This is a genomic window from Streptomyces sp. NBC_00443, assembly GCF_036014175.1.
In the GTDB taxonomy this organism is placed as follows: domain Bacteria; phylum Actinomycetota; class Actinomycetes; order Streptomycetales; family Streptomycetaceae; genus Streptomyces.
Window position 1 is genome coordinate 7,318,608 of sequence record NZ_CP107917.1, and the last position, 25,759, is coordinate 7,344,366.

General features: G+C 69.1%; 23 protein-coding genes, 1 rRNA gene and 2 pseudogenes. 16 read left to right on the forward strand and 10 right to left on the reverse strand.

Annotation, left to right across the window (positions count from 1 at the left end):
- Positions 1 to 82 precede the first annotated feature (82 nt).
- The 3 genes from fabG to OHO27_RS33310 all read left to right on the forward strand — a co-directional run bounded on the left by fabG (position 83) and on the right by OHO27_RS33310 (position 2,095).
- Positions 83 to 787: a 3-oxoacyl-[acyl-carrier-protein] reductase gene (gene fabG, locus OHO27_RS33300; protein WP_328428666.1), complete on the forward strand. Its 705-nt coding sequence runs from the start codon at positions 83 to 85 to the stop codon at positions 785 to 787.
- Positions 788 to 792: 5 nt separating this feature from the next.
- Positions 793 to 1,569 (forward strand): enoyl-ACP reductase FabI, encoded by a 777-nt coding sequence (fabI, locus tag OHO27_RS33305; RefSeq protein WP_328428667.1) that lies wholly within the window; start codon positions 793 to 795, stop codon positions 1,567 to 1,569.
- Positions 1,570 to 1,732: 163 nt separating this feature from the next.
- Positions 1,733 to 2,095: a hypothetical protein gene (locus OHO27_RS33310; RefSeq protein WP_328428668.1), complete on the forward strand. Its 363-nt coding sequence runs from the start codon at positions 1,733 to 1,735 to the stop codon at positions 2,093 to 2,095.
- On the opposite strand, the gene OHO27_RS33315 is transcribed toward OHO27_RS33310, so the two are convergent.
- Positions 2,073 to 2,765, reverse strand: coding sequence for a FadR/GntR family transcriptional regulator (locus OHO27_RS33315; RefSeq protein ID WP_328428669.1), 693 nt, complete (start codon positions 2,763 to 2,765; stop codon positions 2,073 to 2,075). The genes OHO27_RS33310 and OHO27_RS33315 overlap by 23 nt on opposite strands.
- Before the next feature lie 70 nt (positions 2,766 to 2,835).
- Here OHO27_RS33315 and OHO27_RS33320 point away from each other — a divergent pair.
- From OHO27_RS33320 to OHO27_RS33335, 4 genes and pseudogenes are all read left to right on the forward strand, one after another.
- Positions 2,836 to 4,135: pseudogene (locus tag OHO27_RS33320) on the forward strand (CynX/NimT family MFS transporter).
- Between the two features lie 49 nt (positions 4,136 to 4,184).
- Positions 4,185 to 4,301, forward strand: coding sequence for an SGM_5486 family transporter-associated protein (locus OHO27_RS33325; RefSeq protein WP_328428670.1), 117 nt, complete (start codon positions 4,185 to 4,187; stop codon positions 4,299 to 4,301).
- 195 nt (positions 4,302 to 4,496) lie between these two features.
- Complete coding sequence (locus OHO27_RS33330; protein ID WP_328428671.1) at positions 4,497 to 4,703, forward strand: hypothetical protein; 207 nt, start codon at positions 4,497 to 4,499, stop codon at positions 4,701 to 4,703.
- 65 nt (positions 4,704 to 4,768) lie between these two features.
- A complete protein-coding gene (locus OHO27_RS33335) occupies positions 4,769 to 5,287 on the forward strand; it encodes a SixA phosphatase family protein (protein ID WP_328428672.1) in 519 nt (172 codons plus the stop codon).
- 81 nt (positions 5,288 to 5,368) lie between these two features.
- On the opposite strand, the gene serB is transcribed toward OHO27_RS33335, so the two are convergent.
- Positions 5,369 to 6,580 carry a phosphoserine phosphatase SerB gene (serB, locus tag OHO27_RS33340; protein ID WP_328428673.1) on the reverse strand — a complete coding sequence of 404 codons (1,212 nt, stop codon included), beginning with the start codon at positions 6,578 to 6,580 and terminating at the stop codon, positions 5,369 to 5,371.
- 275 nt (positions 6,581 to 6,855) lie between these two features.
- A complete protein-coding gene (locus OHO27_RS33345; RefSeq protein ID WP_328428674.1) occupies positions 6,856 to 8,844 on the reverse strand; it encodes a streptophobe family protein in 1,989 nt (662 codons plus the stop codon).
- Between the two features lie 242 nt (positions 8,845 to 9,086).
- Here OHO27_RS33345 and OHO27_RS33350 point away from each other — a divergent pair, with 242 nt between their 5' ends.
- Positions 9,087 to 11,642 carry an ABC transporter ATP-binding protein/permease gene (locus OHO27_RS33350; RefSeq protein WP_328428675.1) on the forward strand — a complete coding sequence of 852 codons (2,556 nt, stop codon included), beginning with the start codon at positions 9,087 to 9,089 and terminating at the stop codon, positions 11,640 to 11,642.
- A gap of 112 nt (positions 11,643 to 11,754) precedes the next feature.
- Here the strand turns inward: OHO27_RS33350 and OHO27_RS33355 are convergent, their stop codons facing one another.
- The 3 genes from OHO27_RS33355 to OHO27_RS33365 form a co-directional block, all read right to left on the reverse strand.
- Complete coding sequence (locus OHO27_RS33355) at positions 11,755 to 12,516, reverse strand: transglycosylase SLT domain-containing protein (RefSeq protein ID WP_328428676.1); 762 nt, start codon at positions 12,514 to 12,516, stop codon at positions 11,755 to 11,757.
- Positions 12,517 to 12,815: 299 nt separating this feature from the next.
- Positions 12,816 to 13,973 carry an S-adenosylmethionine:tRNA ribosyltransferase-isomerase gene (locus OHO27_RS33360; RefSeq protein ID WP_328428677.1) on the reverse strand — a complete coding sequence of 386 codons (1,158 nt, stop codon included), beginning with the start codon at positions 13,971 to 13,973 and terminating at the stop codon, positions 12,816 to 12,818.
- Positions 13,970 to 14,668 (reverse strand): SDR family NAD(P)-dependent oxidoreductase, encoded by a 699-nt coding sequence (locus tag OHO27_RS33365; protein ID WP_328428678.1) that lies wholly within the window; start codon positions 14,666 to 14,668, stop codon positions 13,970 to 13,972. Before OHO27_RS33365 ends, OHO27_RS33360 begins: the two co-directional genes overlap by 4 nt.
- Positions 14,669 to 14,909: 241 nt before the next feature.
- Here OHO27_RS33365 and OHO27_RS33370 point away from each other — a divergent pair, with 241 nt between their 5' ends.
- From OHO27_RS33370 to chpE, 3 genes are all read left to right on the forward strand, one after another.
- On the forward strand, positions 14,910 to 16,055 hold the full coding sequence (locus OHO27_RS33370) for a GAF domain-containing sensor histidine kinase (RefSeq protein ID WP_328428679.1): 1,146 nt from the start codon (positions 14,910 to 14,912) through the stop codon (positions 16,053 to 16,055).
- Positions 16,048 to 16,689 carry a response regulator transcription factor gene (locus OHO27_RS33375; RefSeq protein ID WP_328428680.1) on the forward strand — a complete coding sequence of 214 codons (642 nt, stop codon included), beginning with the start codon at positions 16,048 to 16,050 and terminating at the stop codon, positions 16,687 to 16,689. Before OHO27_RS33370 ends, OHO27_RS33375 begins: the two co-directional genes overlap by 8 nt.
- Before the next feature lie 168 nt (positions 16,690 to 16,857).
- A complete protein-coding gene (gene chpE, locus OHO27_RS33380) occupies positions 16,858 to 17,103 on the forward strand; it encodes a chaplin ChpE (RefSeq protein WP_328428681.1) in 246 nt (81 codons plus the stop codon).
- A 210-nt stretch (positions 17,104 to 17,313) separates the two neighbouring features.
- Here chpE and OHO27_RS33385 read toward each other — a convergent pair whose 3' ends face one another.
- On the reverse strand, positions 17,314 to 18,102 hold the full coding sequence (locus OHO27_RS33385) for a hypothetical protein (RefSeq protein WP_328428682.1): 789 nt from the start codon (positions 18,100 to 18,102) through the stop codon (positions 17,314 to 17,316).
- A 138-nt stretch (positions 18,103 to 18,240) separates the two neighbouring features.
- Here OHO27_RS33385 and OHO27_RS33390 point away from each other — a divergent pair, with 138 nt between their 5' ends.
- From OHO27_RS33390 to OHO27_RS33400, 3 genes are all read left to right on the forward strand, one after another.
- Positions 18,241 to 19,038 (forward strand): ABC transporter ATP-binding protein, encoded by a 798-nt coding sequence (locus OHO27_RS33390; RefSeq protein ID WP_328428683.1) that lies wholly within the window; start codon positions 18,241 to 18,243, stop codon positions 19,036 to 19,038.
- 94 nt (positions 19,039 to 19,132) lie between these two features.
- Positions 19,133 to 19,564: an NfeD family protein gene (locus OHO27_RS33395; protein ID WP_328428684.1), complete on the forward strand. Its 432-nt coding sequence runs from the start codon at positions 19,133 to 19,135 to the stop codon at positions 19,562 to 19,564.
- Positions 19,565 to 19,695: 131 nt separating this feature from the next.
- On the forward strand, positions 19,696 to 20,643 hold the full coding sequence (locus OHO27_RS33400) for an SPFH domain-containing protein (RefSeq protein WP_328428685.1): 948 nt from the start codon (positions 19,696 to 19,698) through the stop codon (positions 20,641 to 20,643).
- A gap of 139 nt (positions 20,644 to 20,782) precedes the next feature.
- Here the strand turns inward: OHO27_RS33400 and OHO27_RS33405 are convergent, their stop codons facing one another.
- From OHO27_RS33405 to OHO27_RS33415, 3 genes and pseudogenes are all read right to left on the reverse strand, one after another.
- Positions 20,783 to 21,289, reverse strand: a complete 507-nt coding sequence (locus tag OHO27_RS33405) for an HNH endonuclease (RefSeq protein WP_328428686.1) — start codon at positions 21,287 to 21,289, stop codon at positions 20,783 to 20,785.
- A gap of 146 nt (positions 21,290 to 21,435) precedes the next feature.
- Positions 21,436 to 21,975: a YbhB/YbcL family Raf kinase inhibitor-like protein gene (locus OHO27_RS33410; RefSeq protein WP_328428687.1), complete on the reverse strand. Its 540-nt coding sequence runs from the start codon at positions 21,973 to 21,975 to the stop codon at positions 21,436 to 21,438.
- Between the two features lie 43 nt (positions 21,976 to 22,018).
- Positions 22,019 to 22,802, reverse strand: a pseudogene (locus OHO27_RS33415) (sporulation protein).
- Between the two features lie 141 nt (positions 22,803 to 22,943).
- Here OHO27_RS33415 and OHO27_RS33420 point away from each other — a divergent pair.
- The gene (locus OHO27_RS33420) at positions 22,944 to 23,594 is read left to right on the forward strand and encodes a DNA-3-methyladenine glycosylase (protein WP_328428688.1); all 651 of its coding nucleotides are present in this window, start codon (positions 22,944 to 22,946) and stop codon (positions 23,592 to 23,594) included.
- 530 nt (positions 23,595 to 24,124) lie between these two features.
- Positions 24,125 to 25,650 (forward strand): 16S ribosomal RNA (locus OHO27_RS33425).
- The last annotated feature ends 109 nt before the right edge of the window (positions 25,651 to 25,759 follow it).

The following is a 25,759-nucleotide window of genomic DNA, read 5'->3' on the forward strand; positions in this document are numbered from 1 at the left end:
GGCCCGATAGGTTTTCGGAGAAGCCGCCTGCCATCCAGTGTTCGGGCGGGTGTGTTCAGACCCCAATCGAAAGGGTGATCCGTTGAGCCGCTCGGTTCTCGTCACCGGAGGCAACCGGGGCATCGGCCTCGCCATCGCCCGCGCTTTCGCCGACGCCGGCGACAAGGTCGCGATCACGTACCGCTCGGGAGAGCCGCCGGCCGGCTTCCTGGCCGTCAAGTGCGACATCACCGACACCGAGCAGGTGGAGCAGGCCTACAAGGAGATCGAGGCCGAGCACGGCCCGGTCGAGGTCCTGATCGCCAACGCCGGCATCACCAAGGACCAGCTCCTGATGCGCATGTCCGAGGAGGACTTCACCTCGGTCGTCGACACCAACCTCACCGGCACCTTCCGCGTGGTCAAGCGGGCCAATCGCGGCATGCTGCGCGCCAAGAAGGGCCGCGTGGTGCTCATCTCGTCGGTCGTCGGGCTGTACGGCGGGCCCGGTCAGGCCAACTACGCCGCCTCCAAGGCCGGCCTGGTCGGCTTCGCGCGCTCCCTCGCCCGTGAGCTGGGCTCGCGCAACATCACCTTCAACGTCGTCGCACCCGGTTTCGTCGACACCGACATGACCAAGGTGCTCACCGACGAGCAGCGCGCGAACATCGTGACGCAGGTCCCGCTCGGCCGGTACGCGCAGCCGGACGAGATCGCCGCTGCGGTGCGGTTCCTCGCGTCGGACGACGCCTCGTACATCACTGGAGCCGTCATTCCCGTTGACGGCGGACTGGGAATGGGTCACTGATCACCATGGCTGGAATCCTTGAGGGCAAGAAGATCCTCATCACCGGTGTGCTGATGGAGTCCTCCATCGCCTTCCACACCGCGAAGCTGGCCCAGGAGCAGGGCGCGGAGATCATCCTCACCGCCTGGCCGCGTCCGACGCTCACGGAGCGCATCGCCAGGAAGCTCCCCCAGCCGGAGAAGGTCAAGGTCCTGGAGCTCGACGTCTCCAACGACGAGCACCTCGCCCGCCTGGAGAGCCAGGTGCGTGAGCACCTGGGCGACAAGCTCGACGGCATCGTGCACTCCATCGGCTTCGCGCCCCAGGACGCGCTCGGCGGCAACTTCCTGAACACGCCTTTCGAGTCCGTGGCCACCGCCATGCACGTCTCCGCCTTCTCCCTGAAGTCGCTGACCATGTCGCTGCTGCCGCTGATGACCGAGGGCGGATCGGTCGTCGGCCTCACCTTCGACGCGCAGTTCGCCTGGCCGCAGTACGACTGGATGGGCCCGGCCAAGGCCGCCCTGGAGGCCACGAACCGCTACATGGCGCGTGACCTCGGCAAGCACGCCATCCGCTGCAACCTGATCTCGGCCGGTCCGATCGGCTCCATGGCCGCGAAGTCCATCCCCGGCTTCGCCGAGCTGGCGTCCGTGTGGGACAGCCGCTCTCCGCTGGAGTGGAAGCTGGAGGACCCGGAGCCGGCCGGCAAGGGTGTCGTCGCGCTGCTGAGCGACTGGTTCCCGAAGACCACCGGCGAGATCGTCCACGTGGACGGCGGCCTGCACGCCATCGGCGCCTGATCTCCCGTACGCCGTCGACGCCCCGTTCTCCCGCCGCGCGCGGGGGAGCGGGGCGTCACCCGTTCGGCCCATCCGGCGAGGCGGGGGAGGCCTGCGACAGCGCAGTCTGGAGTACGCGTTCATCACGCGAGCCCCTCCCCCGTACGGCCGAGGAGGTCCCGTTGTGCGCTTGTCCCGCCGCCTGGCCTCGACGACCGTTGCCGTCGCTCTCGTACTGCCGCTTTCGTACGAGGCGATGGCCCACGCGCACGCACGCGTGCACGCCGCGAAAGCGGAAGCAGAGCCCTGGGAGCCGTTCGGCGCCGCGTGCCGGGTCAGCGTCACCGGCTCCCACGTGACCGCGTACTGCCACAACCCCTATCCGGAGACCGACCGCGTGAGCCTGCACGTGGAGTGCGTCCGCTGGTGGGACATCGACAGCGACGGTTCCCCGGTGGACGCCGGGCCCGCGCAGACCGTGCGGCTGACCGGACGCTGCTGGAAAGAGGTCGGCTCGGCGTGGGTCAGCCACCGGCAGGAGCGCTGAAGCGCCCCGGACGGCAGTGGAACGGATAGCCCGCCGCCTCCGTCGCGGCCGCGGCCGCGTCGCCCGCGTGGATCGCGTCGACCAGCCGCGCGTGGTCCAGGTACGACTCCGGCGTCAGCTCCGCGCCGACGTCGTCGCGCAGCCAGTCCCGCAGGACCTCGCCCAGGTCCGCGTACATCGCGATCATCACGTCGTTGTGGGAGGCCGCGACCACCGCCAGGTGGAAGGTCGCGTCGGCCGTCACGAACGCCTCCGTGTCGCCCGACTCCCAGGCCTCCTCGCGCCGCGCCAGCAGCGCGTCCAGCTGTTTGAGGTCCTTCTCGGTGCGCCGCTCGGCGGCCAGCTGCGCGGCGCCCGACTCCAGCGTGGAGCGCAGCTCGGCGATGTGCCGGGGGTCGGCGTCGGCGAAGCGGCGGTGCATCACGCCGGCCAGCTCGCTGGTGGCCGCCACGTAGGTGCCGGAGCCCTGGCGGATGTCCAGCAGGCCGTTGTGGGCGAGGGCGCGGACCGCCTCACGGACCGTGTTGCGGGCCACACCGAGCTGTTCGACCAGCTCGGGCTCGGTCGGGATGCGGGCGCCGACCGGCCATTCGCCCGAGGTGATCTGGTTCCGCAGCGCGGCGATGACCTGCTCGGACAGCGCCGAACGACGGGGGTTGCTCAGGGGCATGGCACACCTTCGCACGGTAGGGCCGGGGCCGGGCGGCCCAGGGGTGGACAACCAATCATCCCATGATTCTATGATGGGGCGCATGGCACGTGAGGAAAACCGGACGGCGACGTCCACGCGAATACGCACCCAGCAGGCACCCGCCACGACGGAGACCGCCGCGGCGGAGTCCGCCACGCGCGCGTGGACGGTGCGCCTGATCGTGCTCGGCATCGTCCTGACCGCGCTGAACCTGCGCCCCGCCATCACCAGCCTCGGAGCCCTCCTCGAAGAGGTCCGCGACGGGCTCGGCATGAGCGGCAGCGTGGCCGGACTGCTCACCTCGGTGCCCCCGCTCTGCTTCGCCGTCTTCGGCGTCATGGCGCCCCGGCTCGCCCGCCGCTTCGGCCCCGGCGCGGTGGTGTGCGCGGGCATGGTCGCCATCACCGCCGGACTGCTCCTGCGGCCGTACGTGGGCAGCACGGGCGGCTTCCTGGCCGCCAGCGCCCTCGCCCTCATGGGCATCGCCGTGAGCAACGTCCTGATGCCGGTCATCGTCAAGCGCTGGTTCCCGGACCGGGTCGGCTCGATGACCGGCCTGTACTCGATGGCCCTCGCCCTCGGCACCGCGTCCGCCGCGGCGGTGACGGTACCCATGACCGAGGCGCTGGGCGGAAGTTGGCAGACCGGGCTCGCGGTGTGGGCGGTGCTTCCGGCCGTGGCCGTACTGCCGTGGATTCCCTTCGTACGGGACCGGGGCGGCGTCCGCCGCGCCGGAGAAGCACGCGCGCGTGGCCGCACCCCAGCTGCGGATCACCCGGAGCCGCACCGCCTGGGCCCTCGCGGTCTACTTCGGGCTCCAGGCCACCGGCGCCTACATCACCATGGGCTGGATGGCGCAGATCTTCCGGGACGCCGGTGTGCACGCAGGCACGGCGGGGCTGCTGCTCGCCCTCACGATGGTGATGGGCGTGCCGCTCGCCTTCGTCATCCCGCGCCTCGCCACCAGGCTGCCCCACCAGGGGCCGATCGTGCTCGCGCTGGGCGCCTGCGGCCTCGTCGGCTACGCCGGCCTGTACCTCGCGCCGGTCGCCGGCGCCTGGGTCTGGGCGCTGCTGCTCGGCGTCTCCAACTGCTCGTTCCCGCTGGCCCTCACCATGGTGGGCATGCGGGCCAGGAGCAGTGCGGGAGTCGCCCAGCTGTCGGGCTTCGCGCAGAGCACCGGCTATCTGATCTCGATCCCCGGCCCGCTCCTGGTCGGCGTGCTCTACCAGCACAGCGGTGGCTGGGGGCTCCCGATCGCTCTCATGGCCGGCCTGATGATCCCGCAGATGGCGGTGGGTGTCCTGGCGGGACGCAATCGCACGGTCGAGGACGAGGCCGCCCGCTGAGCGTCACCCCGGAGGACGCGCCGCGGCCCACGGGTGCGAGACTTGCCGTATGCCAGTGCTCGACCCGAACCCCCGGAACGGCCAGAAGAAGCTCCTGCTCGTCTTCGGCACGTTCTTCGCCATCTTCGTGGTCATCGCCGTCGTCGCGACGATCGCCTCGCCCTGACCCACGCCTCCTCGCGGACGTCCCCCGACGCACCGCGGTCCGGCGATGGTGGGGCTAGCACCACCATCCCCTAGGGGGTGAGTGTCAGGGTCAACTGGGTGGATCACCGGATGGGTTGAGAGTCGCGGAGTCCGTAACTTCGAAGTGTGACCGCGAGAGGCGGTCACGGACCACTCGAAGACTCCCGGAGGCGACATGTCGGCCCGCACGCACACCCCGCCCCACCCGGCGTCCACGGGCCGTGCCGACATCCGGCTGCCCTGGTGGGCCCTCGCCCTGCCGACGCTCGCCTTCATCACACTGCTGATGCTGATACTCGACCCGTCCGACGCGCACGCCGCGACCGCCGAGCCCGCGATCACCCAGCTCTTCGAGCGCATAATGCAGCTGATCACGCGCTGAGCACCGCCGAAGCCGCCCGTCAACTCCCTGCGCCCCATGGCCTGTTTCATGCGAAGCTGGATCTCATGAGCGTCGCAGAATCCCGCAGGATTGTCCTCTTCCGGCATGCGAAAGCCGACTGGCCACAGGTGAACGACCACGAGCGGCCGCTCGCCGACCGGGGCCGAATGGACGCGGCAGAGGCCGGCCGCAGGCTGGCCGACACCGACATCCCCTTCGACCTGGCCCTGTGCTCCACCGCGACCCGGACCCGGGAGACCTGGAAGCTCGCCGTCCATGAGTTCCCGCACCGGCCGAAAACCGTCTACGAAGAGCGGGTGTACGAGGCTTCGCCCGGCGAACTGATTGCTGTGCTCAACGAAACACCCGACGACGCGCAGAACGTCCTGCTGATCGGCCACAACCCGGGCGTGCAGGGCCTCGCCGAGATCCTCTCCGGTTCGGCCGAGACCGGTCCGCGCGACCGGATGAGCCGCCGGGGCTTCCCGACCGCCGCCTTCGCCGTGCTGTCCTTCAGCGGCAGCTGGAAGACGCTGGAGCCCGGCGTGGCCACGCTGCTCGACTACTGGGCACCCTCGGAGTGACCGACCCACGCGCAGGGGCCCGGCACCGTCGCGGCGTCGGACCCTTGCGCACCCAGGGCATCGGATGCGGGGTGCCGGTCGTCAGACCTCGTCGTCGTGCATGTCCGCTGCCTCGACCTCTTCGCGGGTGACGCCCAGCAGATACAGGACCGTGTCCAGGAACGGCACGTTCACCGCGGTGTGCGCGGCCTCCCGCACCACCGGCTTGGCATTGAAGGCGACGCCCAGACCGGCCGCGTTCAGCATGTCCAGGTCGTTGGCACCGTCACCGATCGCCACCGTCTGGGACAGCGGCACCCCCGCCTCGGCGGCGAACCGGCGCAGCAGCCGCGCCTTGCCCGCCCGGTCCACGATCTCGCCGGTGACCCGGCCGGTCAGCCTCCCGTCGACGATCTCCAGCGTGTTCGCCTGGGCGAAATCGAGCCCGAGCCGCTCCTTCAGATCATCGGTGACCTGCGTGAACCCACCCGAGACGACCCCGACTTGATAGCCGAGCCGCTTCAGCGTACGGATCAGCGTGCGCGCTCCCGGCGTCAGCCGCACCTCGCTGCGCACCTTCTCCACCACCGAGGCGTCCAGCCCCTTCAGCAGCGCCACGCGCGCGTGCAGCGACTGCTCGAAGTCCAGCTCCCCGCGCATCGCGGCCGCCGTCACCTCGGCCACCTTGTCCTCGCAGCCGGCGTGCGCCGCGAAGAGCTCGATCACCTCGTCCTGGATGAGGGTCGAGTCCACGTCCATGACGACCAGACGCTGCGCACGCCGGTGCAGACCCGCCGCGACGACCGCGATGTCGACACCCAGTGCCGCCGCGTGGGTCACCAGGGCGGTCCGCAGCGGCTCGGTCTCCACGCCGGACACCGCGAACTCCACCGCCGTCACGGGGTACTTGGCCAGCCGGAAGATACGGTCGATGTTGCCGCCCGACTTGGTGATCCGGGAGGCGATCGAAGCCGCCGCCTCCGCGGTCAGCGGGTGGCCGAGCACGGTCACCAGGGAGCGCCCGAGGCCACGCGGCCGGTTGTCGCCCAGGCCGGAGATGATCTCCGCCTGCATCTTCAGCGAATCGGCCCAGCTGTGGACGGTCGCCCTCAGATCCCCCTCCATCCCGGCCGGAGGCTGCGTCACGAGCGCGCACAGCGTGATCCGGCCACGGGTGACGACCTGCTCGATGTCGACCACGTCGACGGAGTAGGCGGCCAGCGTGTCGAAGAGTCCGGCCGTGATTCCCGGCCTGTCCTTCCCGAAGATCTTGACGAGAAGGGTGGGGATGTCAGAGGTCTGCGAAGCGCTCATGGTGCTTCCACCGTATCCGGCACCCAGTGCCTGCCGCCCCTGAGGTCCGTCTAGCGGACACGGAACACTGAGTGTCGAGGGAGTGGCGCGAGCCTTACGTCACGGCCACGGACACACGATTGCCTGTGAACCACGACAGCGGCACCTGTGGGTGGAGCAGCGCCCCAAAGGGACGCGGGGAACGGCGCGACCAGCCACAGCGGACCCGCGGTCACAAACCGGCAGTCGCCCCCCGGGCACTCGGATCACCCCGGGACAGGCCCCGGGCGCACGGCTCACGAGCGCCCCTTCGGCTTCCCCGGCGGCGGGGGAGGAGGCGGAGGTGGCGGAGGGGGCGGCCCGTCGGCCCCTCCGGACGACGACCCGTCTCCCCGCCGCCGCGGAGGCCGGGGCGACCTCGGCGGCGGCGCGATCGGCCGTACGACCGTGGGCGCCCCGTACACGTCGTTGTCACCGGCGGCCGGCGGCTCAGCGGCCGGCGGCTCGCCGGACGGCGGTTCACCCGGGCGTCGCGCACCGCCGCGCCCCCACCGCGCATCACGCCCCGGCGCGTCGCCGGCTGCCCGCGCGCCCCCGGAAGGCGGCGCCGCGCCCGGCGGCCGCGCGTCCTCCGGTTCGCGCAGCTGGTCCGGCACCCGCAGATACGGGTTCGTCCCCGGGTTGGGCGGCCGGTACGGCGTGCCCGGCGCGTAGGGCCCGGACAGGCTCGCATCCGACGAAACCCCGGCACCTTCGGCCGCCGAACTCGCCGAACTCACCGAACTCGCCGTACTCCCGGGTGCCGCCGTTCCGACCCCACCCGGCACCGCACCCACCGAACCCGCCACCGCCCCCCGGGCAAGGGGCGCCGCCCGCTGTCCCGCCGCCCCGGTCGCCCGGGCCATGATCGCCCCCACGGCGCCCGCCCCCGCGCCCCAAGCCGCCCCCAGCAGCAGCGCCACACCGAGGTTCCCCTGCAACCGCACCCCGGCGCCGAACGCGTCGAAGCCCAGCACCGACAGGGAGGCGTCCACGGACAGCTCCGTCAGCCATGCGAGCAACGGCAGCGTCAACGCCGTGGCGACACCGAGCCGCAGCGCACACCGTCCCGCGAAGCGGAGGGCGCCCGGATCCCGTACGTCCCCGGAACCCGGACTCTCCAAGGCGCCCGCCACGACCGGCGTCCGCACGGCCGTCAGGACCCCTGCGAGCATCATCATCACCGCCGCCGCGACTCCCAGCAGCCACACCCGGCCGTCCAGCTCCGCGAGCCTGCTCAGCGTCACGGACTGGTCGGCGCCGCTGTTCAGAAGGTCGTCCAGGGGGTCCGGGAGCAGGCCCACCAGCGCCCCCGTCGCCCGGCCGTCGAACGGCACGAGCAGGCCGACCGGGATGCCGAGCCACACGCCGTTGGGGGCGCCGAGCAGGGCCGCGCCCGCGATCCGCTTGGGGTGGGCGTCGCCGATCGCCGCGTACGCCGCCGCCGCGAGCCCGGCTGCCACCGCCACCAGCAGCACCGTGACGAGGGCGGACGCGGCGGGCCGTACGACGCGGTGCAGAGCCTCCCAGCCGCGCGGCAGCGGGGTGCGGCGCGAGGCGAGCAGGGCGATCAGCAGGATGCCCGCAGACCAGGCCATGCCGCCGAGCAGCGTCGGCGCCGTGTCCACCGTGAAGCCGACCGCCGCCTTCGCGTCGATGAGGTCGCCGATCTGGTCGGGCAGCAGCCCGCCGATGTCCCCGAGGTCACCCACTCCGGGGATCTCGAGACCGCCCCCGCCACCGCCACCGCCCGGCAGGTCGTCGAGCCCCAGCGAACTCCCGTCGATCGTGATGACGTCGTGCCCGGCCCAGGCCAGCCCGCCCAGCGTCGCCACGAACAGCACGATCACCGCACCCGCGCGCGCGAGGAGTTCGGACGGTGCGATCGCAACTCCCGCGCCGCGCAAGGACCGTAGGAAGAACCACGACAGGAGCACCGCGCCGACCAGGCTCACCCCGAGTGGCGTGATCTCGATGGAGGTCGACGCCTCCGCACCCGTCAGCCCGAAAGCGGACACATCGCCGGACGGTGTGACAGAACCACCCGCCCCAAGGGCCACCACCGCCGCTGTCATGGGCCCCAGGGAGCCCGCGGTGTCGGCCTCCAGCAGATGCAGTCCGAGTGCCGCCGTGCCCGCCATCCCGATCAATGCCCAGCTCACGGAGGCGATCGCGGACAGCAGAATGTCTCCCCACGGCAGCCGTGTGCCGTGCCTCGCGCTCTCGACGTTCGTGGACGCGCTCATGGCAGACCCCCCGATCCGCTGCGCGGCGAGGTGTTCGCCGCGCATGTCCCCCTCGCGTGGATTACCACTCTCCGGACTGATTTCAACCCCGTCAACGGAACCATTCGAGGCGCGTGGGCGTGCTCCTCACAAGGCCCGACTTTCGGTCAGGGGGCGGAGCCTGAAATAGTTCCCGACGATGTTCGACATCCCTAGACTCCCTGTGTTGGGGGTAACTCGGGGGACTACTCAGTGGGGCTGGAGTGCCGGAACTCGTACTGGAATTGAATGGAAGGACCTGGACGCTCGACCCGTCCAGGCCCTACACCCTCGGACGTGATCCGCAGGGCGACATCGTGCTCGACGACGCCAGAGTGTCCTGGCGGCACGCCACGGTCAGCTGGAGCGGCCGCAGTTGGGTCATCGAGGACCACGGCAGCACCAACGGCACGTTCGTGCAGGGCCAGCGGATCCATCACCTGGAGATCGGCCCCGGCTCGGCCGTGTTCCTGGGCAACGCGACCGACGGACCGTGTCTGAACCTCTCCGGCACCGCGGCCTCCGTCGCCTCGCCGCAGGCTCAGCCACAGCAGCAGCCGTACGCCGCGCAGGGCGCGAACCCCGGCTGGGCCCAGCAGGCCCCGCCGCAGCAGCAGGTCCCGCAGCAGCAGGGGTCCCAGCAGGTCCCGCAGCAGCACGCCCCGCAGGCCGGCTGGCAGCAGCCGCAGCAGGCCGCCGCTCACATCCCGCAGCAGGGTCCCGGTGGTGGCGCGGGGGCGCCGCCGGTCTACGGCGACCGCAGCCCCACCACGTTCCACCAGTTCTCCGTCGGCCGCGTCATGCGCATCGGCCGTGCCCTGGAGAACGAGCTGGTCGTCTCCGACCTCCAGGTCTCCCGGCACCACGCCGAGTTCCACTCGACGCCCGACGGCCGCATGGAGATCCGCGACCTCGGCTCCCACAACGGCACCTACGTCAACGGCCAGCCGATCGCCAAGGGCGGCTCGCAGCTGCTGGGCCCGGCGGACATCGTCGGTGTCGGTCACTCGACGTTCCGGATCGTCGGCGACCGGCTCGAGGAGTTCGTCGACACCGGTGAGGTCTCCTTCTCCGCACGCCACCTGACCGTCACGGTCGACGGCGGCAAGCAGATCCTCAAGGACGTCTCCTTCGGAGTCCCGGAGAAGTCCCTCGTCGCGGTCATCGGCCCGTCCGGCTCCGGCAAGTCGACCCTGCTCAAGGCGCTCACCGGCTACCGGCCCGCCAACCAGGGCGACGTCCTCTACGACAACCGGAACCTCTACAAGCAGTTCGCCGAGCTGCGTCAGCGCATCGGTCTGGTCCCGCAGGACGACATCCTGCACAAGGAGCTGACCGTCAAGAAGGCCCTCAAGTACGCGGCCAAGCTCCGTTTCCCGGCCGACACCACGGGCGCCGAGCGCGAGGCCCGCATCGACGAGGTGCTGCGTGAGCTGAAGCTGGACATCCACAAGGAGAAGAAGGTCACCGCCCTCTCCGGCGGCCAGCGCAAGCGCGTCTCGGTGGCCCTGGAGCTGCTCACCAAGCCGTCGCTGATCTTCCTGGACGAGCCCACGTCGGGCCTCGACCCGGGCATGGACCGTGACGTCATGCAGCTGCTGCGCGGCCTCGCCGACGACGGCCGTACGGTCCTCGTCGTCACTCACTCCGTGGCCGAGCTGGCGATCTGCGACAAGCTCCTGGTGATGGCGCCGGGCGGTGCGGTCGCCTACTTCGGCCCGCCCGAGGAGGCGCTGAACTTCTTCGGCTACGACACCTGGGCCGATGTCTTCTCCGCCTTCGAGAACTACCGCGACTACGACTGGGCGGGCCGCTGGAAGGGCTCGCAGCACTACCAGATGTACGCCGCGGACATCGACGCGATTGCTCCGCAGTCCGTACAGATGCCGCCCATGCAGGCGATGAAGCCGCCGAAGCCGCAGGGCTGGCTGTCGCAGTTCCTGACCCTGGTGCGCCGCTATGTCGCGGTGATCGCCTCCGACAAGGGCTTCCTGGCCCTGACGGTGATCCTGCCGCTCGTCCTCGGCTCGGTGAGCCTGCTCATCGACTCCGGCAAGGACCTCCTGGTCAACACAGAGGTCAACCCGAACACCGGCAAGCCCGTCGCCAACGGCACGGCCCTCACCGTCCTGCTGATCCTCGCGGTGGGCGCCTGCTTCGCCGGCGCCGCCAACTCCGTCCGTGAGCTGATCAAGGAACGGGTCATCTACGAGCGGGAGCGCGCGACCGGCCTGTCCCGGTCCGCGTACCTGATGTCCAAGGTGTTCGTGCTCGGCCTGATCACCGTGCTGCAGGGCCTGATGGTCGGTGTCATCGGCTTCTCCAGCCGCACCATCCCGGACGAGGGCCTGATCCTCGGCAGCCAGATTCTGCTGGAGCTGTGCATTCCGATCATGGCACTGGGCTTCACCGCGATGATGTTCGGCCTGATCATCTCGGCCCTGGTGAAGACCGCCGAGAAGACCATGCCGCTGCTGGTCATGTTCGCGATCGTCCAGGTCGTCTTCACCGGCTGCCTGTTCCCGCTGGCCAACTCCATCGGTGTCAACGAGCTCTCGTACCTGATGCCGTCGCGCTGGGCGGTCGCCGCCGCGGGTGCCACGCTCGACTTCAACCAGATCAGCCCGCCCGCCAAGGGCGACAGCAACGACCCGCTGTGGGAGCACACGGTCGGCGCCTGGACCATGGACATGCTCGCCCTGATCGTCCTAGGCGTGATCTGCGGCATCTTCGTGGCCCGCTTCCTGCGCCGCCACGAGCCCGAGGTCATGCGCAAGTAGTTGCCTTCCGTACGACCGCGAGCGGACGCCGTCGTACAACGCCCGAAGGGCGGCACCCGTCAGGAGGGTGCCGCCCTTCGGCGTACGGATCAGAGGCCCGCGCCTACCTCGCTCAGTACGCGCTGTTGACGTTGTCGATCGAGCCGTACCGGTCGGCCGCGTAGTTGGCGGCGGCGGTGAGGTTGGCGACCGGGTCGTACTGGCTCTTGGCCGTGCCCGGGACGTGGTACGCGTCGAAGGTCGGCTTGATGACCTGGAGCAGACCGATCGACGGGACGCCGTTCTGGGCGTTGATGTCCCAGTTGTTGATCGCGTTCGGGTTACCCGCAGACTCCCGAATGATGTTCTTGTGCAGGCCGTTGTAGGTGCCCGGGATGTCGTGCTTCTTCATGATGTCGAGGGCCTCGCGGATCCAACCGTCGAGGTTGTTCGTGTAGGTCTTGGCGGCGACCGGCTTGACCTGGACGCGCTTGGCGTCCCGGCTCGCGGCGGCCTTCGCCTTGCGCGCGGCTTCGGCCTTCTTCGCGGCGGCGGCCTTCTTCGCGGCGGTGGCCTTGGCGGCCACGTGCTTGTCGTGGGCCACGGCGGCGCGGTGCTTGGCGGCGGCCACGGCGGCCTTGTGCTTGGCCGACATCTCCTCGGCCTTCACACCGGCAGCGGCGAGCTGGTTGGTGACGCTCGGCTTGACGTCCTTGATCTGCTCGCTGCTGTACGCCACCTTGCCCGTGGGGGCGTCGGCCGTGGTCGTCTGGGCGTTGCCCGGGACGGCGGAGAGGGCGAGAGCGGCGGCGCCGAGCGTACCGACGCCGGCTATCGCGATCTTGTGGCGCTTGGTGAGCGTGCGACTAAGACGGTTCTTGGTGTTCTTGAGCATGGCAGTGGGACCTCTTCGAATAGCGCGGAGGTCGCTCGCTGTCCGTCAGGGGACACGGGTGCTTCCTGCACAAACGCCGCGGGCTGAACCCACGGCGCTGAGCGACGAGAGCAATTCTTAGCGGCCGCAAAATGGCGAGGCAAAGGTGTGACGTACGATCCCCGATAGTGGACCCAGGAAGGGCAAAACGGGACAGACGGGACCGTCTGTCCCGCTCAAAAGGGACGTCGCTACCTACTACGGACTTTCGTACGTGACCTGCGCCCTATGGGTGGGCTCACATCGGCCGCGTGACAGTCTCACCGGCAGTTGCTGACGCAATGCTCTGTGTGAGGGCTCTCCGCCGGCAGGATGAGATGCACGTCGCCGAACTCGTGCCACAGGTAGAGCCCTTGCAGTGCCGCCTCGTAGCTGCGGTCGATCGCCGCCCGCCCGGCGACCGCCTCCAGCATCAGCAGATGCGAGGCCTCCGGCTCGTGCAGCCCGGTCAGCAGCCCGTCCACCACCCGCACCCCCCGCTCCGGCGTGACGACGAGGTCCGTCCACCCCTCACGCGCGCGTACGACCCCGTCGGCGCCCGTCGCCGACTCCACCGCCCGCACGGCCGTCGTCCCTACGGCGACGACCCTGCCGTCTCCTGCCTTCGCCGCGTTGATCAGCCGGGCCGAGGCCTCCGGCACCGCGAATCGCTCCGGGTACGGCGGCTCGTGCGCCTCCGCCGAGGCCACCCCGGTGTGCAGCGTGATCGGCGCGAACTGCACACCCCGGCTGACCAGCTCCGTCACCATCCGCAGCGTGAAGGGCCGCGCCGCACTCGGCATCTCCGCGCTGCCCGCCCCGTCGGCGGCCGGCAGCGCGAACACCGTCTGGTACACGGAGAGCGGCTGGTCGCGCTCCGTATAGGAGTAACGAATAGGCCGCCCGTGCTCACGCATGAGCCCGAGGACCCCTGCCGCAGGGGAGCCCTCCCGGGTCCCGGCGACCCGCGCCCACCACAGCCGCTCACTCCCCGGGCTGAGCGGCTCCTCCAGCACCAGCCGCACCCCGCCCGGCAGTCGCACCTCACTTCCCGCGGGCCCTCCCTCCCGCCGCCCGCCACCACCCTTCCAACGAGCGCTTCGCGCGCTGCCCCATATATGCGCGCGCGTGGCGCCCCGCCCGTCGGGGTCTCGCAGCTCGACCGCCCACCGCCCGTCGTCCCCGCGCGTGGAGAAATGCACCACCACACGGGCGCGCCCGATCCGCCCGTCCACGGCGGCGGCCAGCGTCTCCGACGTGTTCACGACCAGCAGATCCCCGGCCCGCAACAGCCGCGGCAGCTCGCCGAACGCGTGATGCGTCACGTCGGTGCCCCGCGACACCAGCAGCCGTACGGCATCCCGGTCCAGCCCCGGCCCCCGCTGCTCGGCCGGCACCCGGGCCGACAGCTCCTCGGGCACCCGCATCGCCAGAGTCATCGCCGTCCCTCCAGCAGAGAGGGCGCCCCATAGCGGCCGCTCGCCGGACGCTCGTCCAGCAGCCGCAGGAAGGCCGGCACCACGCCGGCCGGCATGGGCCTCGGCTCGTCGTCGTCCGGTACGGCCGCCGCATACAGGTCCGTGGCCATGTCCCCGGGGTCGACCGCCCAGATCCGCAGGCCCGGCTGCTCCTCGCCGAGCACGGCCGCGAGATGGTCCAGCGCGGCCTTCGAGGCGCCGTACCCGCCCCAGGTCTCGTACGCCTCGGCGGCAGCGTCCGAGCTGACCGTGATCACCGCGCCCGTCCCTGACGCCCGCAGCAGCGGCAGCGCCTCCTGGACCAGGCCCAGCGCGGCGACGACGTTCACCTCCAGCGCCCGCCGCAGCCCCTCCAGGGGCAGCTCGTCCAGCCGTACGAGCGGCTCGACGCCCAGCGCGCTGGCGTTGCTCACCAGCAGATCGACGCCGCCCAGCTGCCAGGCGGCGGCCACCAGCTCGGCCCGGTGCCCGGCGTCCGTGACGTCCCCGGGCACGGCCTTCACGCGCGTGCCGTACGACAGGAGCCCGGCCGCCGTCTCCTGGAGGACCTCCGCCGTCCTGGCGTCGAGCACCAGATCCCAGCCGCGCGCGGCCAGCGCCTCGGCGAGGGCCCGCCCCAGCCCTTTCGAGGCCCCCGTGATGATTGCTACCGACATGACAACCGTCCCCTCGTCCCAGGCCGCCTCCGATCGGCGGTGCCCCCAACGTAGGAACGGGGCCGCCCGCACCGCCTCGGACGCGGGCCGCAAAGCCGCGGGGCCCTTCGTCCTAAGCCGCACCGGGGGGCCGTTCGCCCTACGCCGCTGATCGGGGGACCAGAGGACTAGGTCCGGCGCCCTAGCCGGCCGCCGCCACTGGTCCGATCCGGCTGTCACACCCCGCCGGTACCGTGAGGGCATGAGTCAAGGCCCCAGGTCAGGAATCGCCGCGGTGAGCTCCGCGCTGCTGGCCATGAGCAGGCATCTCGAGGTGCGTGACGTCCTCAAGACGATCGTCGCCTCGGCCCGAGAGCTGCTCGACGCGCAGTATGCGGCGCTCGGCGTCCCGGACGATCACGGCGGCTTCGCCCAGTTCGTGGTCGACGGAGTCAGCGACGAACAGTGGAAGGCCATCGGCCCGCTCCCGCGCCAGCACGGCATCCTCGCCGCGATGCTCCAGGAGGCCGAGATCGAGCGCCTCGCCGACGTCCGCAAGGACCCCCGCTTCGAGGGCTGGCCGTCGGAGCACCCCGATATGTCCGACTTCCTTGGCCTGCCGATCCGAGACGGCGACGAGGTCATCGGCGCGCTGTTCCTGGCGAACAAGAACTGCCCCAAGCCGGAAGGCAGTTGCGGCTTCACCGAGGAGGACGAGGACCTCCTCGGCATCCTCGCCCAGCACGCCGCGATCGCCCTGACCAACGCCCGCCTGTACGAACGCAGCCGCGAGCTGACGATCGAGGAGGAACGCTCGCGCCTCGCGCACGAACTGCACGACGCGGTCAGCCAGAAGCTCTTCTCGCTGCGCCTGACGGCCCAGGCGGCAGCCGCCCTGATCGACCGTGACCCGTCCCGCGCCAAGGGCGAGTTGCACCAGGTGGCCGCGCTCGCCGCCGAGGCCGCAGACGAACTGCGCGCCGCGGTCGTCGAGTTGCGCCCCGCCGCCCTCGACGAGGACGGCCTCGTCGCCACCCTGCGCACCCAGATCCAGGTCCTCGACCGCGCCCACTCCGCGCGCGTGACCTTCGCCGGCCGTGGCGTGAAGGCCCTGCCCTCCGCCCAGGAGGAGGCCGTACTGCGCGTCGCCCAGGAGGCCCTGCACAACGCCCTGCGGCACTCCGGAGGCGAGCACGTCGACGTGACGCTGGACCGGCGCGCCGGCGGAGCCGTACTGCGCATCACGGACGACGGCGGCGGCTTCGACCCGAAGGCGATACGCCGCGCCGGGCGCCACCTGGGCCTGGTCTCCATGCGGGACCGGGCGAGCGGCGTCGGCGGCACGCTGACCGTGGAATCGGCGCCCGGCAAGGGCACCGTGATCGAGATGGAGGTCCCCGGTGGCTGACGCAATCAAGGTGCTGCTCGTCGACGACCACCAGGTCGTCCGCCGGGGCCTGCGCACCTTCCTCGAAGTACAGGACGACATCGAGGTCGTGGGTGAGGCCGCCGACGGCGCCGAGGGAGTGGCCCGCGCCGAGGAACTCAAGCCCGACGTGGTGCTGATGGACGTCAAGATGCCGGGCATGGACGGAGTCGACGCCCTGCGTAAGCTCCGCGAACTCGACAACCCCGCGCGCGTGCTGATCGTCACCAGCTTCACCGAACAGCGCACGGTGATCCCCGCCCTGCGCGCGGGCGCCGCCGGTTACGTCTACAAGGACGTGGACCCGGACGCCCTCGCCGGCGCCATCCGCTCCGTACACGCCGGGCACATCCTGCTCCAACCCGAGGTCGCGGGCGCCTTGCTGTCCCAGGAGGAGGCCAACTCGGGGCAGGGAAGAGCCGGCTCGCTGACGGACCGCGAGCGCGAGGTCCTCGGCCTGATCGCCGACGGCCGCTCGAACCGCGAGATCGCGCGGGCCCTGGTCCTCTCCGAGAAGACCGTCAAGACACACGTCTCAAACATCTTGATGAAGCTCGACCTGGCAGACCGCACACAGGCCGCCCTGTGGGCCGTACGCCATGGCGTGACCGGCTGAAACGCTCTCCGCAGGACGTGACGGACGGCAATACGGAGGGTTCCGCTCCGGACTGAGATTCATACCGTCGTGGGAATGTCCCCCAGATGGCGCATCCTTCGTGGATCTCCACCGTTCTCCAGTGCGTGCTGCGGCGACTGCCGCGGCAGTCGCAAGGAGGGCTTGAAAGTGAAGAACCTGAAGAAGGCAGCGGCCGTGACGATGGTGGCGGGTGGCCTGCTGGCCGCCGGTGCCGGTATGGCCTCCGCCACCGACGGCGCGCACGCCGACGGCAAGGCCGTGGGCTCCCCGGGCGTCGCCTCGGGCAACCTTGTCCAGGCCCCGGTTCACATCCCGGTCAACGTCGCGGGCAACAGCGTGAACGTCGTCGGCATCCTGAACCCGGCCTTCGGCAACCTGGCCGTCAACAAGTGACGCCCACCCGAAGCAAGCAGTGACCTCCGGCCTCCCGGCCCCACCCCGGGAGGCCGGTCTGTTTGTCGGCGCGGGGGACTCTCCAGCGCAGGCCGGCACAATCCAGCCCGTCCGGCGTTTGAGGACGAGGCCGTTGAGGCCGAAACGGGGGTCTGGGGGCGGAGCCCCCAGGGGACGGTCACACCAAAGCCGGCCACGAACAGCGGACGCTCACCGCACGCCCCGCTCCCGCTCCTCCACATACGCGTTGTACGAAGCGACCTGCGCCCGTCGAGCCACCCGCTCCACCGGCCGCAAGGCCTCGGCTCGAGCCCCCATCTCAGCGGAGCTCACCGCACCCCCGTGCCCGTTCGCACAGGCCAGCGAGATCAACAACCCCACCCGCTGCGCCAGCTCCAGCACCCGCACCGCCCGCGGCGGATACCCCGGCGCCAAAACCTCCCGCCCCCGTTCGGCACGAGCCCGGTACGCATCGATCGCCGCCTCGGCCATCGGCCCCGACCCGGCCACATCCAGCCGCGACAACACCTCGGTCGCCTCCCGCAGGGCCTCCGCCAGCTCCCGCTCGGCCTCGCCCAGCGACGGCACATCCGCAGGAGGCGCCTCCCGCACCGGCAGCACATGCCAGACGACCTCGACATGCACATCACCATCGGGCCCGGCCTCGTACACCTCCGGCACCAGCCCGAACGCGGCGCCGTGACAGATCACCGCCTCCTCGGCATCCATCGCCCGCGCATTGAACTCCGGCGGACCACTCAGACCCAGCGGATGCCCCGGCGCGGGCAGCGCGACCCGCAGCCCGCTGACCCCGAGCGCCCGCAGCCGGCCCAGCGCCAGCGTGAGCCCGACGGGCGCCGACTCACCCGGCAGCCCCTCCACCCTGTGCACGGCATCGTCCCCGACGATCTCCAGCACAGCGTCATCCGGCGAGACAAGTCCGGCCAAAAGGGTATTTCCCCAAGCCGCAAGGCGTCCTGAACGCGGTTCCGAGAGCATGCCCCCACCCTAAGGACCGGACCGATGGAATGAAGCTCCCGACCGGTGGCGTAGATTTCGTTGAGGGCTGCGCCCACAGGCGCACGCGACCACCGAGACGCCGAGACCGGTCACACTGCAAGGGGAGACAACGCGCTCATGAGCGATGTTCTGGAGCTTCAGGACGTATCCGTGGTCCGCGAGGGCCGGGCTCTGGTGGACCAGGTCTCCTGGTCGGTCAAGGAGGGCGAGCGCTGGGTCATCCTCGGCCCGAACGGCGCCGGCAAGACCACTCTCCTGAACCTCGCCTCCAGCTACCTCTTCCCCAGCAAGGGCACCGTCTCCATCCTCGACGAGACCCTCGGCAAGCCCGGCACCGACGTCTTCGAACTGCGTCCGCGCATCGGAACGGCCGGCGTCGCCATGATCGACAAGCTGCCCAAGAAGCAGACCGTCCTGCAGACCGTGCTCACCGCCGCGTACGGCATGACCGCCGGCTGGCACGAGGACTACGACGAGATCGACGAGCAGCGCGCCCGCGCCTTCCTCGACCGTCTCGGCATGAGCGACTACGTGGACCGCAAGTTCGGCACCCTCTCCGAGGGCGAGCGCAAGCGCACCCTCATCGCCCGTGCCCTGATGACCGACCCCGAGCTGCTCCTCCTCGACGAGCCCGCCGCCGGCCTCGACCTCGGTGGCCGCGAGGACCTCGTCCGCCGCCTCGGTCGCCTCGCCCGCGACCCGATCGCGCCCTCCATGATCATGGTCACGCACCACGTCGAGGAGATCGCCCCCGGCTTCACCCACGTCCTGATGATCCGTCAGGGCAAGGTCCTCGCCGCGGGCCCGCTGGAGCTCGAACTCACCTCCCGCAACCTCTCCCTCTGCTTCGGCCTCCCGCTCGTCGTCGAACAGGTTGGCGAGCGGTGGACGGCACAGGGCCTCCCGCTCTCCTGACCCGGTCCTTCACCGCGCAAAACCCCGGTAAGAACGGCTTTTCAAACGATCGGCGCCCTGTCCGCGACCGGGCCCGCAGTCCTACCATGACCATGTGGAAATCGACGCGTGGGTTTGGTGGTTGATCGGCGCGGCAGCGCTCGGCATCGCGCTCGTGGTCACCGCGATGCCCGAACTCGCCATGCTGGCGGTCGGAGCCGTGGCTGCAGCGGTGGTCGCCGGCATCTTCGGCGGTGGCGCCGTCGTCCAGGTCGTGTCCTTCGTCGTCGTCTCGACCGCACTCATCGCAGTCGTACGGCCCATCGCGAACAGACATCGCGCACAGCGGCCCCAACTCGCCACCGGGATCGAGGCCTTGAAAGGCAAACAGGCCGTCGTTCTGGAGCGCGTCGACGCCTCGGGCGGCCGGATCAAGCTCGCCGGAGAGGTCTGGTCGGCACGCGCCCTCGACACCGACCGCGCCTACGAAGCAGGTCAGGAAGTGGACGTCGTGGACATCGAGGGCGCCACGGCGATCGTCATGTGACCTCGCACGACGTAACTGGCGCGAACCCGCCGCGAGTTCCGCGACGGTCTGTCAGACTCGACCAGCAAGATCTTCAACAACCATAAGATCTGCGGAAAAGCCGCGGCGGAGAAGGGGTACGGGGAAAGACGATGGAACCGGTCATCATCGTCTTGATCATTCTGGTGGTGTTGGTCTTCATCGCCCTGATCAAGACGATCCAGGTCATCCCGCAGGCCAGCGCGGCCATCGTCGAGCGCTTCGGCCGCTACACGCGGACACTCAACGCGGGCCTCAACATCGTGGTTCCGTTCATCGACACCATCCGCAACCGAATCGACCTGCGCGAACAGGTCGTACCGTTCCCGCCCCAGCCGGTGATCACCCAGGACAACCTGGTCGTGAACATCGACACCGTCATCTACTACCAGGTGACCGACGCCCGCGCCGCCACCTACGAAGTCGCCAGCTACATCCAGGCGATCGAGCAGCTCACCGTCACCACGCTCCGCAACATCATCGGCGGCATGGACCTGGAGCGCACCCTGACCTCCCGCGAGGAGATCAACGCGGCCCTGCGCGGCGTCCTCGACGAGGCGACGGGCAAGTGGGGCATCCGCGTAAACCGCGTCGAACTCAAGGCAATTGAGCCCCCCACCTCCATCCAGGACTCGATGGAGAAGCAGATGCGCGCCGACCGTGACAAGCGCGCCGCGATCCTCACCGCCGAAGGTACGCGTCAGGCCGCGATCCTCACCGCCGAAGGTGAGAAGCAGTCCCAGATCCTGCGCGCCGAAGGTGAGGCCAAGGCCGCCGCCCTGCGCGCCGAGGGCGAGGCCCAGGCCGTCCGCACGGTCTTCGAAGCCATCCACGCCGGCGACCCCGACCAGAAGCTCCTCAGCTACCAGTACCTCCAGATGCTCCCCAAGATCGCCGAAGGCGACGCCAACAAGCTCTGGATCGTCCCCAGCGAAATCGGCGACGCCCTCAAGGGCCTGTCGGGCGCGATGGGCAACCTGGGCGGCTTCGGCGGCGGTTCGGGGGGCAACGGATCCTCGGGTTCGGCCACGGAACGCAGGGAGAAGCCGTCGATCGACTGACACGGCGTTCGTCGTACGACAAAGGGGCCCGCCTTCTAAGGAAGGCGGGCCCCAAACGCCCTCAAGGGCGCGGGGAACTGCGCGACCAGCCACGAACAGCCCGCAGTCGACAACCCTGTTGTGGCCCTACGGCGCATAGTCAGGCAGCCTCCAGCCCAAGCCAATCCGGCAGCGCAGCAAACTCATCCGCCCCCAGCGTCAGCAACATCGCATCGGCAGGCGTCGGCTCGAACGGCTCCCGAAGCAACGGCATACCCGCCTGCGCAGGCGTCCGGTCAGCCTTGCGATGATTGTCCTCGGCGCACGAGGCGACCGTATTCAGCCACGTGTCCTGGCCACCGTGCGACCGCGGCACCACGTGGTCCACGGTCGTGGCCCGGCGCCCGCAGTACGCGCACCGGTGCCGGTCCCGCACCAGCACACCCCGCCTCGACCACGGCGCTTGTCTTCGGAACGGCACCCGTACGTACCTGCACAGCCTGATCACCCGGGGCGCGGGTATGTCGACCGCGGCTCCGCGCATGCGCAGTTCGGGGTGGGCCTGCTCAACGACGGCCTTGTCCTGAAGCACCAGAACGACGGCTCGGTTCAACGTCACCGTCGACAGCGGCTCGAAGCTCGCGTTCAGTACCAGTGTGTCCCGCATGACCAGCCCACCTCCCGTGTGCAGCTGCCCACCCCGTGGCGGGCTGGGATCAACTCTGGCCGGGCACGCCGAGATGGACAACGAAATAAAAAATGCCCGCCCCCGATCACTTCCATGACCAGAGGCGGGCAAACGTTCCATGAACGTCAGGCTTCGGCGGGCACCTCGTACTCACCGATCACATGCGCACGCGCGAGCGTGTGGAACCGCAGGTTGAATCCGACGACGGCCGGACTCGCGTCCGAGTCCGGACCGAGCTTCTCCTGGTCCACGGCGTACACCGTGAACACATAGCGATGCGGCCCGTCCCCGGGCGGCGGCGCGGCACCGCCGAACTCCTTCGACCCATAGTCGTTCCGCGCCTGTACGGCACCCTCCGGCAGTCCCTCGAACTTGCCGCTGCCCGCACCGGCCGGCAGCTCGGTCACCGAGGCCGGGATGTCGAAGAGCACCCAGTGCCAGAACCCGCTGCCCGTAGGGGCGTCGGGGTCGTAGCACGTAACGGCGAAGCTCTTGGTCCCGGCCGGGAAGCCTTCCCAGCGCAGCTGCGGCGAGGTGTTGCCCGCCGCGTGGACCTGAGCGTCCTTGAGGGGCCCGCCCTGCTCGACGTCCTCGCTCGTGACCGTGAAGGACGGCACAGGCGGATGGAAGTCGTGGGGCAGCGGCCGCCGCTTGAGCTCGGTCACTTCGATACCTCCTGATGAACCGGTGGAATCAGCAGTTCCGAGCCTAGAACCAGTTGCGCTTGCTGCCGACCTCGGACAGCCACTGGTTGAGATACGCCGCCCAGTCGGTCCCACTGGAAGTCGTTCAGACCCACCTGGAAGGACCGGAAGGTGTCGCTGCCCTCGCTGAACAGTCCCGGCTTCTTGTCCATTTCGAGGACGACGTCCATCGTGCGCTCGTCCGCGACGAAGCTCAGCTCGACCTGGTTGATCCCGCGGTACTGCTGCGGCGGGAAGAACTCGATCTCCTGGTAGAACGGCAGCTTCTGCCGCGTACCGCGGATGTGGCCCCGCTCCATGTCCGCGTTCTTGAAGCGGAAGCCCAGCTGCACGAAGGCGTCGAGGATCGCCTTCTGCGCGGGCAGCGGGTGCACGTTGATCGGGTCCAGGTCGGTGGAGTCCACGGCCCGCGCGATCGCCAGCTCCGTCGTCACACCGATGTTCATGCCGCGCAGCGTCTGACCGTCGATCGTCGTGACCGGCGTCTCCCACGGGATCTCCAGCCCGAAGGGCACCGCGTGCACGCCCCCGGCCTGCAGCTCGAAGGCACCACCGAGCTGCATCTTCGTGAACTCGATGTCCTGCTTGTACTCCGAGTCCTGGCCCTCGACCTCGACCCGCGCCTGCAGGCCTACGGACAGGCCCTCGATGTTCTGGCTCACGGACCCGCCCTGAATCCGCACCTCACCCTGGACGACACCGCCCGGGACGACGTTGACCTCTGTCAGCACCGTCTCGACCGAAGCCCCGCCGGCCCCCAGGCTCGCGAGCAGCTTCTTGAACGCCATGACTTTCCTCTTTTCAGAGTGGATCCCTTGATCCCTACAAACGCGATCCGGCCGTGGCCGGTTCCGCGCTCCCACCCTGGCAAGCCGCACGCCCCCTGACCACCCCGTCGCCACCACCCGTCTGCACTACCCTCGGACGGCATGATCGCGACCCCCGACCGTACGCCCCTGCCCCGGGACTTCTTCGACCGGCCCGTCCTTGACGTCGCCCCCGGCCTCCTGGGCCGCATCCTCGTACGCAGCACCCCGGACGGTCCGATCACCCTCCGCCTCACAGAGGTCGAGGCCTACGACGGCCCGAACGACCCCGGCTCCCACGCTTATCGCGGCCGCACGCCCCGCAATGACGTGATGTTCGGTCCCCCCGGACACGTCTACGTCTACTTCACGTACGGCATGTGGCACTGCATGAACCTGGTGTGCGGCCCCGACGGCCGGGCGAGCGCGGTCCTGCTGCGCGCCGGCGAGATCGTCGAGGGCGCCGAGCTCGCCCGCACACGTCGACTCTCGGCCCGCAACGACAGGGAACTGGCCAAAGGCCCGGCCCGCCTGGCAACGGCCCTGGCCGTGGACCGAGCCCTGGACGGCACGGACGCGTGCGCCTCCGGCGAGACCCCGCTGAGGATCCTGGCGGGCACCCCGACCACCTCCGACCAGGTACGCAACGGCCCACGCACCGGAGTGGCCGGCGACGGCGGAAACGGTGAGGTCCACCCCTGGCGCTACTGGATCGCCAACGACCCGACGGTGAGCCCCTATAGGGCCCACGTCCCGAGGCGTCGCCGAAGTTGACGCGCCATGACGAGACGCGTAACGTGGCCCGAGCCGCTGAACCGGGTACTGCGAAGTCAGCAGCCGGAGCGGCCAACCCACTACCTAGGAGAACCCCTCAGCGGGGTCGATTCCGGCGTGCCCGCATGCCCGAAATTCGATTGCGCAGAGTCCGATTATGAATCGGGCGGGGGAATCGGCTAACGTAGTGAATGTCGAAAGGCCGACGGGCGAAAGCCCAGAGCTTCAAGACATCCCGCCGACAGGGAATCGGATCGAGAAAAGGATCTGATAGAGTCGGAAACGCAAGACCGAAGGGAAGCGCCCGGAGGAAAGCCCGAGAGGGTGAGTACAAAGGAAGCGTCCGTTCCTTGAGAACTCAACAGCGTGCCAAAAATCAACGCCAGATATGTTGATACCCCGTCCACCGGAACATCAGTTCTCGGTGGCGAGGTTCCTTTGAAAAAACACAGCGAGGACGTTGTGAACGACCGCCTTATTCCGGTGGTTGTTCCGCTCTCGTGATGTGTGCACCCGATTACGGGTAAACATTCACGGAGAGTTTGATCCTGGCTCAGGACGAACGCTGGCGGCGTGCTTAACACATGCAAGTCGAACGATGAACCACTTCGGTGGGGATTAGTGGCGAACGGGTGAGTAACACGTGGGCAATCTGCCCTTCACTCTGGGACAAGCCCTGGAAACGGGGTCTAATACCGGATACCACCTTCACTGGCATCTGTGAAGGTTGAAAGCTCCGGCGGTGAAGGATGAGCCCGCGGCCTATCAGCTTGTTGGTGAGGTAATGGCTCACCAAGGCGACGACGGGTAGCCGGCCTGAGAGGGCGACCGGCCACACTGGGACTGAGACACGGCCCAGACTCCTACGGGAGGCAGCAGTGGGGAATATTGCACAATGGGCGAAAGCCTGATGCAGCGACGCCGCGTGAGGGATGACGGCCTTCGGGTTGTAAACCTCTTTCAGCAGGGAAGAAGCGAAAGTGACGGTACCTGCAGAAGAAGCGCCGGCTAACTACGTGCCAGCAGCCGCGGTAATACGTAGGGCGCAAGCGTTGTCCGGAATTATTGGGCGTAAAGAGCTCGTAGGCGGCTTGTCACGTCGGGTGTGAAAGCCCGGGGCTTAACCCCGGGTCTGCATTCGATACGGGCTAGCTAGAGTGTGGTAGGGGAGATCGGAATTCCTGGTGTAGCGGTGAAATGCGCAGATATCAGGAGGAACACCGGTGGCGAAGGCGGATCTCTGGGCCATTACTGACGCTGAGGAGCGAAAGCGTGGGGAGCGAACAGGATTAGATACCCTGGTAGTCCACGCCGTAAACGGTGGGAACTAGGTGTTGGCGACATTCCACGTCGTCGGTGCCGCAGCTAACGCATTAAGTTCCCCGCCTGGGGAGTACGGCCGCAAGGCTAAAACTCAAAGGAATTGACGGGGGCCCGCACAAGCAGCGGAGCATGTGGCTTAATTCGACGCAACGCGAAGAACCTTACCAAGGCTTGACATACACCGGAAAGCATTAGAGATAGTGCCCCCCTTGTGGTCGGTGTACAGGTGGTGCATGGCTGTCGTCAGCTCGTGTCGTGAGATGTTGGGTTAAGTCCCGCAACGAGCGCAACCCTTGTTCTGTGTTGCCAGCATGCCCTTCGGGGTGATGGGGACTCACAGGAGACCGCCGGGGTCAACTCGGAGGAAGGTGGGGACGACGTCAAGTCATCATGCCCCTTATGTCTTGGGCTGCACACGTGCTACAATGGCAGGTACAATGAGCTGCGATACCGTGAGGTGGAGCGAATCTCAAAAAGCCTGTCTCAGTTCGGATTGGGGTCTGCAACTCGACCCCATGAAGTCGGAGTTGCTAGTAATCGCAGATCAGCATTGCTGCGGTGAATACGTTCCCGGGCCTTGTACACACCGCCCGTCACGTCACGAAAGTCGGTAACACCCGAAGCCGGTGGCCCAACCCCTTGTGGGAGGGAGCTGTCGAAGGTGGGACTGGCGATTGGGACGAAGTCGTAACAAGGTAGCCGTACCGGAAGGTGCGGCTGGATCACCTCCTTTCTAAGGAGCACTTCTCACCGAGTCCTTCGGGACGAGGTCAGAGGCCACTACGCAGGCAAACGTTCTGCGGTGGTTGCTCATGGGTGGAACGTTGATTATTCGGCACTCT

Coding starts and splice junctions, on each gene's coding strand:
- OHO27_RS33330 (WP_328428671.1), top strand. CDS start 4,497: ATGTCGGCCCGCACGCACACCCCGCCCCACCCGGCGTCCACGGGCCGT.
- OHO27_RS33390 (WP_328428683.1), top strand. CDS start 18,241: ATGAGCGATGTTCTGGAGCTTCAGGACGTATCCGTGGTCCGCGAGGGC.
- OHO27_RS33345 (WP_328428674.1), bottom strand. CDS start 8,844: ATGAGCGCGTCCACGAACGTCGAGAGCGCGAGGCACGGCACACGGCTG.
- serB (WP_328428673.1), bottom strand. CDS start 6,580: ATGAGCGCTTCGCAGACCTCTGACATCCCCACCCTTCTCGTCAAGATC.
- OHO27_RS33335 (WP_328428672.1), top strand. CDS start 4,769: ATGAGCGTCGCAGAATCCCGCAGGATTGTCCTCTTCCGGCATGCGAAA.
- OHO27_RS33360 (WP_328428677.1), bottom strand. CDS start 13,973: ATGACTCTGGCGATGCGGGTGCCCGAGGAGCTGTCGGCCCGGGTGCCG.
- OHO27_RS33400 (WP_328428685.1), top strand. CDS start 19,696: ATGGAACCGGTCATCATCGTCTTGATCATTCTGGTGGTGTTGGTCTTC.
- OHO27_RS33385 (WP_328428682.1), bottom strand. CDS start 18,102: ATGCTCTCGGAACCGCGTTCAGGACGCCTTGCGGCTTGGGGAAATACC.
- fabI (WP_328428667.1), top strand. CDS start 793: ATGGCTGGAATCCTTGAGGGCAAGAAGATCCTCATCACCGGTGTGCTG.
- OHO27_RS33365 (WP_328428678.1), bottom strand. CDS start 14,668: ATGTCGGTAGCAATCATCACGGGGGCCTCGAAAGGGCTGGGGCGGGCC.
- OHO27_RS33355 (WP_328428676.1), bottom strand. CDS start 12,516: ATGCTCAAGAACACCAAGAACCGTCTTAGTCGCACGCTCACCAAGCGC.
- OHO27_RS33315 (WP_328428669.1), bottom strand. CDS start 2,765: ATGCCCCTGAGCAACCCCCGTCGTTCGGCGCTGTCCGAGCAGGTCATC.
- OHO27_RS33405 (WP_328428686.1), bottom strand. CDS start 21,289: ATGCGGGACACACTGGTACTGAACGCGAGCTTCGAGCCGCTGTCGACG.
- OHO27_RS33325 (WP_328428670.1), top strand. CDS start 4,185: ATGCCAGTGCTCGACCCGAACCCCCGGAACGGCCAGAAGAAGCTCCTG.
- OHO27_RS33420 (WP_328428688.1), top strand. CDS start 22,944: ATGATCGCGACCCCCGACCGTACGCCCCTGCCCCGGGACTTCTTCGAC.
- OHO27_RS33370 (WP_328428679.1), top strand. CDS start 14,910: ATGAGTCAAGGCCCCAGGTCAGGAATCGCCGCGGTGAGCTCCGCGCTG.